At 38.0% G+C, this 15,199-nt stretch carries 11 protein-coding genes; 6 read left to right on the top strand and 5 right to left on the bottom strand.

The genetic code is table 11. The features are described 5' to 3' along the window. Positions 1-207: 207 nt before the first annotated feature. From priA to HRT55_RS06760, 5 genes are all read left to right on the top strand, one after another. Entirely contained in the window at positions 208-2,418 is a 2,211-nt protein-coding gene (gene priA / locus HRT55_RS06780) for a primosomal protein N' (protein ID WP_291619870.1), read from the top strand. An 84-nt stretch (positions 2,419-2,502) separates the two neighbouring features. Next, complete coding sequence (locus tag HRT55_RS06775) at positions 2,503-3,144, top strand: SPOR domain-containing protein (protein WP_291619868.1); 642 nt, start codon at positions 2,503-2,505, stop codon at positions 3,142-3,144. Between the two features lie 83 nt (positions 3,145-3,227). Then, positions 3,228-3,746, top strand: coding sequence for an ATP-dependent protease subunit HslV (gene hslV, locus HRT55_RS06770; protein WP_291612690.1), 519 nt, complete (start codon positions 3,228-3,230; stop codon positions 3,744-3,746). A gap of 77 nt (positions 3,747-3,823) precedes the next feature. Further along, positions 3,824-5,155: an HslU--HslV peptidase ATPase subunit gene (hslU, locus tag HRT55_RS06765; RefSeq protein ID WP_291619866.1), complete on the top strand. Its 1,332-nt coding sequence runs from the start codon at positions 3,824-3,826 to the stop codon at positions 5,153-5,155. Positions 5,156-5,248: 93 nt separating this feature from the next. Next, positions 5,249-5,626 (top strand): gamma-butyrobetaine hydroxylase-like domain-containing protein, encoded by a 378-nt coding sequence (locus HRT55_RS06760; protein WP_291619863.1) that lies wholly within the window; start codon positions 5,249-5,251, stop codon positions 5,624-5,626. Positions 5,627-5,769: 143 nt separating this feature from the next. On the opposite strand, the gene HRT55_RS06755 is transcribed toward HRT55_RS06760, so the two are convergent. Both HRT55_RS06755 and HRT55_RS06750 read right to left on the bottom strand, forming a co-directional pair. Continuing rightward, positions 5,770-7,629, bottom strand: a complete 1,860-nt coding sequence (locus HRT55_RS06755; protein ID WP_291619862.1) for a methyl-accepting chemotaxis protein — start codon at positions 7,627-7,629, stop codon at positions 5,770-5,772. Between the two features lie 570 nt (positions 7,630-8,199). Next, positions 8,200-10,224, bottom strand: a complete 2,025-nt coding sequence (locus HRT55_RS06750; RefSeq protein ID WP_291619860.1) for a bifunctional diguanylate cyclase/phosphodiesterase — start codon at positions 10,222-10,224, stop codon at positions 8,200-8,202. Positions 10,225-10,436: 212 nt separating this feature from the next. Between HRT55_RS06750 and rraA the strand changes: the two genes are divergently transcribed. Next, positions 10,437-10,922, top strand: a complete 486-nt coding sequence (gene rraA / locus HRT55_RS06745) for a ribonuclease E activity regulator RraA (protein ID WP_291612702.1) — start codon at positions 10,437-10,439, stop codon at positions 10,920-10,922. Positions 10,923-10,985: 63 nt separating this feature from the next. On the opposite strand, the gene HRT55_RS06740 is transcribed toward rraA, so the two are convergent. From HRT55_RS06740 to HRT55_RS06730, 3 genes are all read right to left on the bottom strand, one after another. Further along, complete coding sequence (locus tag HRT55_RS06740) at positions 10,986-12,599, bottom strand: GGDEF domain-containing phosphodiesterase (RefSeq protein WP_291619858.1); 1,614 nt, start codon at positions 12,597-12,599, stop codon at positions 10,986-10,988. A 102-nt stretch (positions 12,600-12,701) separates the two neighbouring features. Next, entirely contained in the window at positions 12,702-13,235 is a 534-nt protein-coding gene (locus HRT55_RS06735) for a hypothetical protein (protein ID WP_291619856.1), read from the bottom strand. Beyond that, positions 13,235-15,034, bottom strand: coding sequence for a tetratricopeptide repeat protein (locus HRT55_RS06730; protein WP_291619854.1), 1,800 nt, complete (start codon positions 15,032-15,034; stop codon positions 13,235-13,237). Before HRT55_RS06730 ends, HRT55_RS06735 begins: the two co-directional genes overlap by 1 nt. Positions 15,035-15,199 lie beyond the last annotated feature (165 nt).

Below are 15,199 nucleotides of genomic sequence, written 5' to 3'. Positions count from 1 at the left end.
CAAACGCTAAGCACCATACGTAGTTAAAAATTAATGGGGGCAAATTGTAAAGGATAGTTTTATCAACTGCAACATAAAAGAGCATAAGGCGGCTAAAAAAAGACTTTTGGGGCTTATTTACTAACAAAGTTATAATGTTTCTTGGCAGCTGCCATTACAGCGGGCAAAATAGACTCAACAATTGCTAACCACACCAGTTAATTAACCGTGTCTGAACATTACATTCAAGTTGCTATTCCTGTCCCTATGCGGCAGTTATTTACTTATCAAGTACCCGAAACATTAAGCTCACCTGCTCTTGAGGTAGGTGAACGTGTCGTGGTGCCTTTTGGTCCGCGCAAAGTTATTGGTATTGTTATTGATGAACAAGCGGAGTGTAATTTCGATGTCAGTAAAGTGAAAAGCATTACTGGCCGTCTTAATGATAATTTTAATTTAAGTAAGCCATTAGTTAGCTTTTTACAGTTATGTGCCCATTATTATCACCACCCAATTGGTGATGTTTTTAAACAAGCCCTACCCATATTACTGCGGAAAATAGAAAACATTACCTTAAGTCCTCCTATGATTTGGCAGGCAAAAACAGTTGATAAAGATCTTAAAGAAATACTGGTTAAACTCGAAAAAAAAGCAGCTAAGCAATTCGCTTTATATCAACTCATCAAAAGTCACCATGGCATTAGCTGGGTAGAACTTCGCACCTTAGGCTATAGCAAAGCACAGTTAAATGCTCTACAGAGTAAAGATTTAATTATTGAGCAAGAGCAACTTGCTAGCCAATTTTCTTGGCAAGAAGATACCCTTAATCAAGCTGATAGGTTAGTGCTTTCCAGTGAGCAAGCCATCATAGTCAGTGCTATTAATAATTCTTTAGCACAGTTTTCTTGTCACTTGGTTGACGGGGTTACCGGTAGCGGTAAAACTGAGGTTTACTTGCAGGCCATGGAAGATGTACTTGCTGATAATAAACAAGTCTTAGTGATAGTGCCTGAAATTGGTTTAACACCGCAAACATTAAACCGCTTTGAACAACGTTTTAACGTGCCTATTGCTCTGCACCATTCCGGACTAAATGATAAAGAACGATTAGCCACTTGGTTAAGTGCTCAGCAAGGCAGTGCCGCCATTGTTATTGGCACGCGCTCGGCAATTTTCACCCCTTTGCACCGGCTTGGCTTAATCATTATCGATGAAGAACATGACTCGTCATTAAAGCAACAAGACAGTTTTCGCTATCATGGTAGAGATATGGCCATCCTTCGTGCCAGACAACTCGATATTCCCATTGTACTTGGCAGCGCTACACCAAGTTTTGAATCACTGCAAAACGCCTTGTCAGGAAAATATAACTACCATCAATTACTTAATCGAGCCGGTAAAAGTAATAAAGCCAAAATAGCGCTTATAGATATGAACCAGCAGCAAGTTGAATACGGTTTATCTGGTACGCTTAAACATGAAATAAAGCAAACAATAGCACGCGGTGAGCAGGTGCTATTGTTTTTGAACCGACGTGGTTATGCGCCAGCGATCAACTGTCAAGAGTGTCATTGGTTAGCTGAGTGTCAGCGTTGCGATAAACCCTACACCTTGCACCAAAAACAACAACTACTTATTTGCCATCATTGTGGTAGCCAAAAACGCATACCTCCTCAGTGTCCGAGTTGCGGCAGTGTTCGTATAGCACCATTAGGTCAAGGTACCGAGCAATTAGAATCACGCTTAGCCGAACTATTTCCTGACACTTCTATCGTGCGTATTGACCGTGATAGTACCCGAAAAAAAGGTGAATTAGCAAAGTTGCTGCAGGAAGTCACTGATAAAAAACACCAACTGCTTGTCGGTACGCAAATGCTTGCCAAAGGCCATCATTTCCCCGATGTCACGTTGGTTGCCGTACTTGATGTTGATGGGGCTTTATTTAGCTTTGATTTTCGCGCCAGTGAGCAAATGGCGCAACTACTGATACAAGTGGCTGGGCGTGCCGGGCGCGCCAGTAAACCTGGAAAAGTATTAGTGCAAAGTAATTATGTTGATCACCCCTTATTACAAGATTTGGTACATAATGGTTACCATCATTTTGCCCATCAAGCACTTACTGAACGTAAACAAGCACGACTACCGCCATTTACTTTTCAAGCTTTGCTACGTGCTGATGCCAATTACCCTTCGTACCCAGAAAAGTTCTTACGGGCGCTAACGCAGCAGCGGTTAGAAGGATGTGAGTTTGCTGGCCCCGTTGCGGCGGCAATGGAGAAAAAAGCAGGCAAGTTTAGATACCACTTAATCATTCAAGCTAAATCACGTAAAGATTTACATCGAGCAATTTTACAACTGCTTATGCAGATACCTAACAATGAATGGCAAGGTAAGGTTCGATGGAGTTTAGATATCGACCCCATTGATCTTAACTGGTAACAAAAAACTGAAAGCATACTAGTAGTAGGTATAAGAGAGTGTTCGCTTTTTATGCTGGATGGTATTATAGCAAACGGATTAAGCGTGTTTTTTATTATCAGCTCGGTTACACTAGCTAAAATTTTCCCTGTTATCGATCCTTCCCTTTCCATGGCTAATCAAGATTACGTTTCTCGCTCACCAGCAAAAAAGAAAAGAAAACCCCGTAACGGTAAAAAACCGGTACAACATCCCAGAGGTTTACCACTAAAAGCCAAGCTAATCAGCCTATTGTTAGTGATATTAATTGGCGTATTTTCCTATGGCTTATGGTCGCTAAAAACAGACCCTAGCACTAAAACGCCTTTGGTTGAGTCAGTTAAAAAAGTGCAAGATAAAAATCACAAAAACAAAAACACAGAATTACCTAAGCCGCCTAAAGAAAAATGGACTTATGTAAAGGATTTAGCCACCAAAGAAATTGAAGTCGGTGAATATAAGGTGGTCGAAAAAGGCCCTTATAAAATGCAATGTGGTTCATTTAGAACACAAAAACAAGCTGAAGTATTAAAAGCAAGAATTGCCTTTGCTGGACTCGAAGCTCAAGTCAAAAGTGTAACTGGAAAAAGTGGCCTTTGGCATAAAGTATTCTTAGGCCCCTACCCCCGTAAACGCCTTGCTGAAAAAGATAAACATAAGCTTAAACGCAACAACATTAATTATTGTCAAATATGGTTGTGGGAATAATTAATATATAACTTCCTCCTTGAAAAAAACACAAATACCCCAATTACATTAGCATCAATGAATTGAGTTAAAATGAGGTTAATGTGACTACTATTATTTCAGTAAGACGTAATGGCAAAGTGGCTATTGGTGGCGATGGTCAAGTATCACTTGGCAATACCGTAATGAAAGGCAATGCCCTAAAAGTTCGCCGTTTATATAATAACAAAGTACTGGCTGGTTTTGCCGGCGGTACAGCTGATGCATTTACTCTGTTTGAGCGTTTTGAAGCTAAATTAGAGCAACATCAAGGCCACCTAACCAAAGCGGCAGTCGAGCTTGCTAAAGACTGGCGCAGTGATAGAGCGTTAAGAAAGCTAGAAGCTCTACTTGCCGTTGCTGATGAAACCGCTTCGTTAATAATTACCGGTAATGGCGATGTTATTCAGCCAGAGCATGATCTTATCGCTATTGGTAGCGGTGGTAACTTTGCCCAATCTGCCGCCATAGCCCTGCTAGAAAATACCGAATTAAGTGCCAAAGAAATAGTAGAAAAGTCATTAACTATTGCTGGCAATATCTGTGTATTTACCAATCAAGAACACACCATAGACGAACTATAGTTCTAGCTCTTGCAACCTGATTAGAATGCTGCCTGAGTATGAGTCGAGTACTCCTTAGGTGGCAAAGAGGAATAAAAATGTCAAATATGACCCCACGCGAAATTGTCCATGAATTAGATAGCCATATTGTTGGTCAAAGTGATGCTAAACGTGCTGTTGCCATCGCACTAAGAAACCGCTGGCGTAGAATGCAGCTTGATAAAGATTTACGTAACGAAGTTACCCCTAAAAACATTCTAATGATAGGGCCAACAGGTGTTGGTAAAACTGAGATTGCTCGCCGCTTGGCAAAACTTGCCCACGCCCCCTTTATTAAGGTGGAAGCGACTAAGTTCACCGAAGTAGGCTATGTAGGTAAAGAAGTAGAAACCATTATTCGTGACCTTGCCGATATGGCAATAAAAATGGTTAAAGAGCATGAGATGGATCGTGTTAAACATCTTGCAGAAGAAGCCGCTGAAGAACGTATTTTAGATGTGCTTTTACCACCGGCTCGTGACAATTTTGGTAATGATGAAACAAGTGAAAACACCAATACTCGTCAAATTTTCCGTAAAAAATTACGTGAAGGTAAGCTAGATGATAAAGAAATTGAGCTTGATTTAGCCGCGCCGCAAATGGGTGTTGAAATAATGGCTCCTCCAGGCATGGAGGACATGACGTCACAATTACAAAGCATGTTCCAAAACATGTCTAGTGAAAAAACCAATAAGCGCAAACTTAAAATTAAAGATGCCTTCAAAGCTTTACAAGAAGAAGAAGCTGCTAAAATCGTTAACCAAGATGACATAAAACAAAAAGCTATTGATGCGGTAGAGCAAAATGGCATTGTCTTTATCGATGAAATTGACAAAATTTGTAAACGTGCCGAGAATTCTGGCGGCGGCGATGTATCTCGTGAAGGTGTGCAGCGCGACTTATTACCTTTAGTTGAAGGTTGTACGGTAAGTACTAAGCATGGCATGATCAAGACTGATCATATCTTATTTATCGCCTCGGGTGCCTTTCAAATGTGTAAACCATCGGATCTTATTCCTGAATTACAAGGTCGTTTGCCTATTCGAGTTGAGTTACAAGCGCTAACGGCTGACGATTTCGTACGTATTTTAACCGAACCTTTTGCCTCGTTAACAGAACAATATAGCGCTTTACTCGCTACTGAGGGCCTAGAAGTAACCTTTACTGTTGATGGTATTAAAGCAATTGCTGATGCAGCTTGGCAAGTTAATGAAACCACTGAAAACATTGGTGCGCGTCGTTTACATACTATGATGGAACGTTTGGTTGAAGATTTATCGTTTAATGCCGACCAACGCAGTGGTGAGACAATCAGCATAGATGAAACTTATGTGAATGAAATATTAAGTGACGTTGTTAAAGACGAAGACTTAAGTCGCTTTATTCTTTAATCACTCGATAGTTTTTAAATTGGCAAAGAATATAACGATATAAATAACTGTATAAGTAATTTATAAAAATAAGAGGTTAGATGGTTTACTGCAATGAATATTACCCATTTTGTTATAGATAATAACCAACACAGTCTAACTATTAAGTTTACTGCCAGTAAAGCGAGTGAAAATACAGAGCTAAGCTTTGAATATTTGCGTATTAGCTCGCCAGCAAACTCAGCGAAAAAGCTAAAATCGGGTCAGGTTGCTATTACTAGCCATAAAAAGGCGGTGCTGTTAGTTAATATTGAGAGTGTGGCAAAACATGGTTACCGGTTAATTTTCGATGATGACCATAGCGCTATTTATAGCGAAGAATATCTGCAAGTATTAGCCGTTGAGTATAAAGTGCGATGGCCGCAGTATTTAGCTGAGCTAAAAGCCAGTGGTCACTCTCGTGAAGCTATGATTGATATAAAGCAGTTATAAAACAGAAAACTTAGCCTAATTAATATCGGCTTTATATTTAAAAGCCAATAAAAAATGCCCTGACTGCAAAAGAGTCAGGGCATTTTTATTTGATTCATGACTAATCCAAGCAAAGCAATTAATCCGTTTACTCTAAGAAAAATCTATACGGTAAATCGGCTAACCTCTTTGCTTAATACTTGCGCCTGCTGTGATAGTTCTTCACTCATACGCTCATTTTGTTTAGCTGACTCACCAGATTGTTCAGTTACATCTCTAATCATCACTACGTGTTGGTTAACTTCTGAGGCAACAGTACTTTGCTCTTGAATTGCAATGGCAATAGCACTATTCATATCCATGATCAAAGCGACATCTTGCGTTATTTCATCCAACATAGTGCCTGCAGAACTCGCTTGCTTGGCACTCTCCTCACCTTGATTTCGGCACTCTGCCATTAACAAAACAATCTCTTGGGTACGTTTTTGTAATAAACCAATAATGGTTTCAATTTCTTGTGTTGAGTCTTGTGTTCTACTCGCTAGCGTTCTTACTTCATCAGCAACTACGGCAAAGCCTCGTCCCTGCTCTCCTGCTCTTGCCGCTTCAATGGCTGCGTTTAAGGCAAGTAAGTTAGTTTGTTCAGCAATACCACGGATAACACCTAGTACAGAGGCAATGGTGACACTCTCTTTTTCTAGCTCTTTAACAACATTTTCGGAGTCTAACAGCTTCGCAGAAAGCTGACCTATTTGATGGATGGTCTGCTCAACTCCGGCTTTTCCTTTCTCTGCATTAGTATTTGTTAGCTCGGCTTTATGGGCAGCTTCTCGAGTATTAGTGGCAATTTCATCGACAGTAGCGACCATTTCGGTTACCGCCGTTGCCACAAGATCAGTTTGTTGCATTTGAGTATCTACTCCTTCATTGGCATTGTAGATATTCTCCGCTAAGCTACCCGTGGCAGAATTAAGAGTGTTTACCGAGTGATTAACTTCAACGATAAGAGAGCGGAAATTGGTTAACATGTGGTTAAACACTTCGGCCATATCCGATAATTCATCACCGCCACTGACTGCAACTTCAGTGGTTAAATCATTACTTTGAGCAATTTTATTCATGGTCTGTTGTAAGTTGTTAATACGGTCTAAAATACTTCTACCGATTAACCAAGCGCTGCCTAATGCGATTACAAGCACCACAGTAAATAAGCTATATGCCAAGGTATTAACAAAGCCAATATCAGCTTTTACCGCCGCTTCACTCTTCGATAATAGTTGTGCCAGTTCCTTGTCAACTTGATGTACGACATTACGCATGTCATTCATTACGCCCATTTTTTCATTATAACCAAGTGCTTTTTGAGCTGTAACTAAGTTTAAGAAAGCACTTTGATATACTTTAACTAGCTTACTAACTTCCTGCATTTTAGCTGGTGAGAAGTTACTGGCTTGTACGCTCAACAATAACTTCTTGGTATTAGCTTGAATCTTATCAACATATTTATCATCGAGTCGTAACATAAAATCTTTTTCATTACGCCTTAGCTGTAACATTTCACTACGCAAACGATAATTATTTTTACCTATAAGAGTTTCAACATTATGAACCGCGGCACGAAGTTCTCCATATAAGCCAGATTTGGCATCCAAGCCAATTTTCTTTTGCAAGACAATAACCCTATTAAATTGGCCCTGATACTCGGTTAAAATATTCCCAGTACTGGCTAATTCAGGCATAGATAAACCAACTTGAGCGAAATCTTTGGTCAGAGTGGTGATTTGCAGTTGCACTTCGGATATTTGATTATTGAACTGTTCAGAATATTTCAACATTTTACGGGCAGCGAAATCTTTTTCATCACGTCTAAGCTCTAAAACCGATGCTTTAATATCGCCAATATGCTTGGCAATAATTAAATCATGTTGTAAAGATGAACTTGCGTAATTCAATAACACTAACATTAGGCTCATTGCGAGTACTAATATTGTGGTATTGGCGATTAGTTTATGTTTAATAAGCATAGAATTTAACCTTAAAAATGAACCTATATAGAATAAAACGAAAGAACAAAAATTTACTTATCCATAGCCCATTTTCTCATTCTCTGCCAAGCTATTCACCTGCAATTAGAGCAAGACAAAGCAAAGGCGAGAGAAAGGATATATAACTTAAGACGTTCCTTTATTTCAGTATAGACATGTATCGGTAAGTATTAGATTTTATTTAATTTATTTACAAAGTTTTATGGTTTTAGGCTGATTTGTCTCCATTTTATTAGAATAATTTTTTTTCCGAAATAAATTGGCTAACCTGAGCTTGATTTAAACATACCATTAAACAAGTATTTATTGAGACCAATCAGCTTAGTTAGAGAAAGTATAGCTTTAGGCAAGAATAATAATTTAAGCATAGTCATTCTATGGTTTGATTATTTAACGCGGTATAAAGTCATTTTAACCCCATCGAAGAAGTATTTGAGCAGGAGCATATTCTCCTGAACAACCATTATTTCATCGCAGCGCCTTGAATTAAAATTGCTCCAGCATTCTGAAACATGCATCCTGAATGGTCACGGGTATAGAGAGCTAATATTAGGATTTTTTTCTTTTCAGGTAACGTACTAATTCTTCTTCAGGTAAGGGCTTGTCAATAAAGTAACCTTGCACCGCATCACAACCTAAATGGCGTAAAGCATTAAGTTGTTCAACCGTTTCAACACCCTCCGCTAAGACACGTTTACCTAGGCCATGGGAAAGATCTATCATAGATTTAACTATAGTTAGATCGGAGTCATTACTGGCCACTTCGCGAATAAAGCTACGATCAATCTTTATTTTATCTATAGGTAACTCGCGTAAATAAGCTAAAGAGGAGTAACCTGTACCAAAGTCATCAATTGAAACTTTAATACCCATACTTTGTAATTTAACAATACTGTCCATTGCTCGGGTTATGTCTGTCATAACCACATTTTCAGTGATTTCTAATTCAATATATTTAGGAGGCAAATTATATTTATGTAATAAGTTTTGAATATTAGTAACTAGGCGCTCATCTTGAAACTCAACCGCAGTTATGTTTACCGCAATGGCAACACGGCGTTGGTATAATTTGAACCAGCGTTCACTTGTTTGGCAAGCCTTGGCTAGAATGTAATTATCAAACACACTGTGCATACCCAAAGCTTCTACTTCATCCAAGAACTCACTTGGAGCAAGCAAACCTTTTTCTGGGTGTTGCCAACGAACTAATGCTTCGACACCTTCGAGCTTATTGGTTAGTAAGTTTAATTGTGGCTGGAAATATAAAATGAATTCATCATTTGCTAATGCTGCTCTTAACTGTTTTTCCATTAACAGTAAATGTCGTCCCTGTGCCTGCATGCCTTCTTCAAAAGCGACAGAGGCAATATTGTTAGTTTCAGCATGATGTAAAGCAAGATTAGCTTTTTGTAAAAGATCCTCAGATTTTTCGGCATCATCCGGGTAAAAACAGTAGCCGACACTTCCTTGAATAGTTATCTCTTGCTGCTCATAATGAAAGGTACGTTGAATAAGTTCGTGGATATGACTTACCGCTCTATCGACATGAGAAGCCTGCTCGAATTCGATTACAAACATAAATGAATCACCACTTAAGCGTCCTACAGCCTGAGGCATAAAAACACTGTGGTTCAGTCTGCTGGCAATTTCTCCTAGAATATAATCACCTATTTTTAAGCCGTAGGTATCGTTAACAAACTTAAATTGCTTTATATCGATTAAGAAAACCGACAGTTTTAACTGACTTTTGCTGTTTTTATTTACTTGCTTTAATTCATCTATTTTATCCGATAACTTAGCCATGACTTGCCCACGATTAAGTGCTCCCGTTAACGAGTCATGTTTACCTAGATATTGCGCTCTGTTAATGGCATTTATAGCGGCAAACCGCTCAGCTCCTTGCATCCAAATGAGTAAAGTAAAACCTAGAATACTATGTGCAGAAACATCAAAATATAATAAAAACAACTCTAGCTGGCGAAACCAAGGCTCTGTTAAAGCCACAATAGAAATGAAAGAGTGAATCAAATACCGAAAACCAATAACCGCAGAAAAATACATTAATACTTGGCTAGAGAAATAATTCTTTTTATCAAATAAAAGGTAAGTTGCTAAAGCGAGAAAACTGCACCCCAAAATAAAACTAGGTAGGCTAATGGTTAAATAAAAATGATTGAAAGCTTGGCTGGGCTCAAAGGCGAAGAGCATTGTTGTGGTTAAACTGACGGCTATAGTTAAAGCCAATCCGCCTATTGATACTTTCTTGGGGATTACTTTATTTGTTTTAGCATTGTACACGCCAAGTAAAAGAAACAATAAAAAAGCATACTGACAAGTTTGTAGAATAAATTCAGCGATATAGTACCAATTGCTATTGGCCAAATTCGCGCTGGTATAGGGGAGTAAAGCTTTAATAAGGTAGCTAAAACTTAACATGCCGATACTGACTAACCAGTACAGCACATATTTACGAAAGAAGGTGCGATAGTAAACAATAAAGACAAATAACAATACCGAAAAAACTACGGCTTGTGTCGCAAATAAAAAAGTCCGTGGGGTAATATATTCGATCATAAAAAATGTTTAATCATAACTATCAAGAGTTCCGCTTAAAGCCTGTGTTTATCGAAAAGAGAACTTAGGTTTTAGTCGTAAAGATAGTGCTATTAAAAAGGCTTTTACTTTTAAATTCAAGTAATACCCGCTAAATATATAATAGGTTTTATTTTATAGATAACAATATATACTGATATTGAATATTTTCTTAAAATAAAAAGAGAACAAGCATGCAATATAACACCTCTGAATTATGTGACTTTTATGCCGATTTAATTGATGTTGTTGATCCTATTTTTTGTAATTACGGTGGTTGCAGCTCATTTGCCGGCAAAGTAGTCACGGTAAAGTGCTTTGAAAATTTGGGTTTGATAACAGAGTTAGTCAATTTGAATGGCAAAGGGAAAGTGTTAGTTATTGATGGTGGTGGGTCAACCCGCCGTGCGCTTATTGATGTTAATATTGCCCAGAGTGCTGCTAGCAATGGCTGGGAAGGTATTGTTTGCTATGGGAGTGTTCGCGATGTCGATGCTTTAGAAGATATAGATATTGGTATTCAAGCACTCGTGGCTATTCCTGTTGGGGCAAGCGATCAAAGTGTTGGTGAAACTGATATTGCCATCAACTTTGCTGGCGTAACCATGCTACCTGATGACCACCTTTATGCTGACAACACTGGTATTATCCTATCCGCTGAAGCGCTAGATATAGAATAAAGTAAGGCTAACGCTAATGCATTAGCCTTACTATTTAGACAGCTAAGACTTAATAGCTAATATTTAATAAATAGACGGCCTTGCTTCTGGAGGGATTGAGCCTGGGTGCTGTAAATACCACTTTTCTAACCAAATTTCTATTTCATCAGGTACCACACCTGAGTGAATAATATCCCCCTGAATTAATTCACCTCCCATGGCAATATAGGCTTGTGATGCATCATGCCTGTCAATGTTAGTACCAATAAGTGGGATTTTCATACTGCGTGTTAAGGTAACTAGCGCATTGGTGATCGCCTTATCTACTCGATTACTACTATCATTTGATAATTGCTGACAGTTCACTTTCAATTGATGTATGGCCATTTTACGCACATAACGTAGTGATTCATAACTGCCAGAAAAGTTCGCAATGGAGATACTTATATCTAATGACTTCAGTTGATCTATGATGCTTTTTACCCGTTGACTTGCATTGAGCATGACTTGTTCATTTAGCTCAATCATTAAATATTTACCTGCGATACCATGCTGTTGTAACTTTTCCTCAATGAAGTCAACCAAGTCCACTTCAAACAAGTTTTCACTGGCTAAACTCACGGAAATACGTTGATATACACCGATACGGTGTAAAGTCTCAAGGGTGGTAAAGGCTTGCTCAAACATATATCTTGTTAAGCAATATAGTTCACCACTTTGCTCTGCAAGCTCTGAAAACTCGGATAACTCAAGTGGTTTACGGGCACTCTTCTCATACCAATGAACTTTTAATTGAAAGCCGACAATATTGTAATTCTTTATATTTACTTGCGGCTTTAAATAGCAATGTAGCTTTTCATCGTGAATGTCTTGACGAAATGCTTCCATCCGCGCTAACTGGCTTTGTGTATATAGGATACTGCTATTATCAAAATAGCTAATGACTTGCTGAGATTTTAATCCATTGAGTAAGGCATCACCCGCATGGGCAATAACCTCTTCAACAGTATTGCCATGCTCTCCTGATATTGCGATGCCAAAAGCGAGTTCAAAGTTTAAAGAATAACTTTTAAAGCTCATAGCATCAGGAACGGCTTTGCCTAGTTGTTGGCACAACTCATTCAACATACTTTGATCATCGAAGCGGCTATCAGTTAAATCATAAACAACCAAAAACTGTAAGCTTTGCAAACGTGCAATACGAACGGGTTCTGGACTAGCGCCAAAAGTTAATAATTTCTTATTGTTAACTATTTTTTGTTGTAAACAATAAGCAAGTTGCAGTAATAAAATATCTGAATTGTGATAGCCCAATAAGCTATTCACTTGTTGAAAATTTATAGGTTTGAATACCACTGCGGCATAACGTTGCCCAGTACTTGACTTGATTGCCGATTCGAAGGCCTTTAAAGCTTGTTGTGCGGTAGGTAAGTTAGTTACTGGATCATGAGTATAAGTAAAAAGCTCTTCAACACTGATGGTTTCTTTGCCAGCAGTGCTACTTTCTGTACCAAAGAGTTTTTGGGTAAGCAGCCAAGCCAGAGCAATGGCGATAATGATAGCAATAACATAACTGGCCGTTGCAATTAAGCCAATAGGTAACTGTTCGCTATAAAGCTGAGCAAATAGTACTGACAGAGCAACTATCACGATAAAAATAGTGAATAAAAAAAAGTACTTGGCGTTAAAACGACTCATATTTAACAACACCCATCCTGGTAAGCTCTACAAAAGGTAAAAATATAGCCTAATGAAAATATAGCCTTTTGTACAGATATTCTAATTATTTAAGGTCTAACCTTAAGAGATACAAACACTTTCTTTAATGTTTGACGAGACACTGGTACTGTCTCCAATAGTGAGTAATGAATCAACTAAAAAAAGAAAGCCATTTAAGTTATCACTAGACCAATAACGCTTCAGCTGTTTATCACCCGTGACTATTAAGGCAACAAATTTCTTATATGCAGCATTATCATGGTTTTCAAAACACTTTTTACTTACTACTTTTAGGCGACCTTTGCCTTTTAGGCACTCTCTGAAAATAATACTGTAATTATTGATTAATGGGCTAATTAGCTCAACGTGTATGATGAGATGTTCATCTTCACTTGCTTTAGCTTGCACTTTTAAACGTGCTAATCTAGCTTGAGCAAATTCTTGTCCACGAGTGGCAAAAAGTGTCATTGAGTCTGCTAATACTTTATTTTCCTTACGGGTAGTAAAACTGTCACGTTTTTGGCTTATTAGCTGTCGCTGTAGCTTCTCTGCGCGAAGGAAGAAATAGATACTAATCACGACAAAGATAGCCGTTATAATTAAAACAAAAAACATTAAGGTACCCTAGACTGATTAACTTGCTTAATGTTAACAGATTCAGCTATATGTGCCAAAAATAGATAAGGATCAATATCTTTATATCCGGGTGTACTTATTGAATATTTCATTGCAATTGAAAAGCTACCTAAATTAGCAAAGGCTCGACTATTTAAAGCTTGTACTAGCTTATCGACTTTCATTTTCGCCTCCTCACTACTTAAATGCTCAAATATCAATAAATACTCGCCCTGGTTAAGTAAACCTGCGTAATCAAACGCTGTTAATTGACCATTGATTAAGCTGGAAATATCTTTAGTGACTTCATTAATTCTTTTATTATTAAAATGAAAAGCCAGCTCTTGCCAATTTTCTACCACTAAATAAGCAATGCTTAAAGGGTATTGAAATTTACGTGCTTTTTTAAAAGCCAATTGATAATCAAATTTAGTTTGCATAGGACCAGCCATGGCATAACTTGGTTTTTCAATTTCTTCATAGGCTAAATTTATTCGCCGTGCTCTTAAACTCAGGAAAAAACCCAGCAAGGTCATAATCAATAAGCAAACAAGCGCGGATAAACTAATAATAATGCTACGTTGCTTTTGGTACTTTTCGACAAAACTACTCGATAACTCACTACTTTGTGCTAATTTCACTGCCAATTTTCTCGACTCTTCAATAGGCTCAACGATAGCTTTCGGACCAGAGCTCAAATGAGATAATCCATAGCCTAGAGTCAAAGATTTTTTCATATCATGCAGTTTAGTTATTAACACTTTACTATGTTTTTCCCGCCAGAGATAAGCACTTGGATAATTGTCTTGGGCAAGGTGCATCTCTGCAACCATGCGGTAAAAACCAGCAAACTGCAACGAAATATCTTTGCCATCTAAAAGCACTAAAACTTGATTTAATAAAGTATAACCCTCACTAGTTTGCTGCTGGTCTAACTTCGCCTTAACCAGTGCGACCATAGTTTCAATTTGCTCATCAAGCATGTCGTTATGCTTAAATATAGTGATTGCTTGCTCTAATGATTCAATAGCAGCAGGAAGCTGCTGTTGAGTAAGTAATGTAATGCCTAACCCTTTACTTGCGTAGGCTGCACTAATAGGTGCTTGCTTATTATCAGCATGCTTTTTAGACTGCCAAAAAGCATTGTAAGCATCATCAAAACGCTGCAAATAGAAATACGCATAACCCAAATATAAATAGGTCTTATCAAGGTTTGCCACTTGTCCCATTTCAAACCTTAATTTCAAAATTTTTAACTGCATAGTCAATGATGTTTGATAATCACCTAAATGGTGATAGACCATGGACAAGATAGTTAATAGTTCAATATGTTCGGTCAATTCGCTTTTACTAATGCCTCGTTCAACCTGTTGTAAATCCGACAAAGCCTGTTGATGTTTTCCCAGCATGGCAAAAGCGACACTACGATAACTGAGTAAAAGTAATTGATGTTTGATATTACGGCTGTATTCACTATTGTTTACTGCCGTTTGAATCAAAATAAGTAACTGTTGATACTGCTTTCTCGCAACATAAACTTCCGCCAACTTTAACAAAAGCGATAGTTTTATTTTTTTATCCCTGCTATTTACCGATAAACCACTTTGAGCAAAGTCATAAATCTGGTTGATATTTGCTTGGTTACTAGCAACATTAGCGGAGAGTAAAAAAACTTTGGCTAGAATATCATTGGAGAAAAGTTGACGGTTATCAATAATTTTAGCTGACAGCTGTTTCACCGTATCAGCATTGAGCGACTCGCTATTGACTTTTAATAGCTTCAGCACTTGATTAGTCAATATTATTTGCTCAGAAGAAGATTGAGCATAAGTATTGACTGCAAATAATAAAGACAGTGTTAGCAGTTTAAAAGTAAATATTATGAAGGAAAATAACCGCGCACTAGTCATATTCATACCGTTAGTGATTGAAAAACAAACCATTGAAAGTTATCCAATAGTATT

It is taken from the genome of Colwellia sp. (assembly GCF_013214175.1).
In the GTDB taxonomy this organism is placed as follows: Bacteria; Pseudomonadota; Gammaproteobacteria; order Enterobacterales; family Alteromonadaceae; genus Colwellia.
The sequence above is the reverse complement of the archived record's forward strand: the minus strand, read 5'-3'. Positions and strand labels throughout refer to the sequence as shown.

What these genes read in the sequence shown, in the direction of transcription:
- hslU (WP_291619866.1), top strand. Translation starts at nt 3,824, where the DNA reads ATGTCAAATATGACCCCACGCGAAATTGTCCATGAATTAGATAGCCAT.
- HRT55_RS06760 (WP_291619863.1), top strand. Translation starts at nt 5,249, where the DNA reads ATGAATATTACCCATTTTGTTATAGATAATAACCAACACAGTCTAACT.
- HRT55_RS06755 (WP_291619862.1), bottom strand. Translation starts at nt 7,629, where the DNA reads ATGCTTATTAAACATAAACTAATCGCCAATACCACAATATTAGTACTC.
- HRT55_RS06750 (WP_291619860.1), bottom strand. Translation starts at nt 10,224, where the DNA reads ATGATCGAATATATTACCCCACGGACTTTTTTATTTGCGACACAAGCC.
- rraA (WP_291612702.1), top strand. Translation starts at nt 10,437, where the DNA reads ATGCAATATAACACCTCTGAATTATGTGACTTTTATGCCGATTTAATT.
- HRT55_RS06740 (WP_291619858.1), bottom strand. Translation starts at nt 12,599, where the DNA reads ATGAGTCGTTTTAACGCCAAGTACTTTTTTTTATTCACTATTTTTATC.
- HRT55_RS06735 (WP_291619856.1), bottom strand. Translation starts at nt 13,235, where the DNA reads ATGTTTTTTGTTTTAATTATAACGGCTATCTTTGTCGTGATTAGTATC.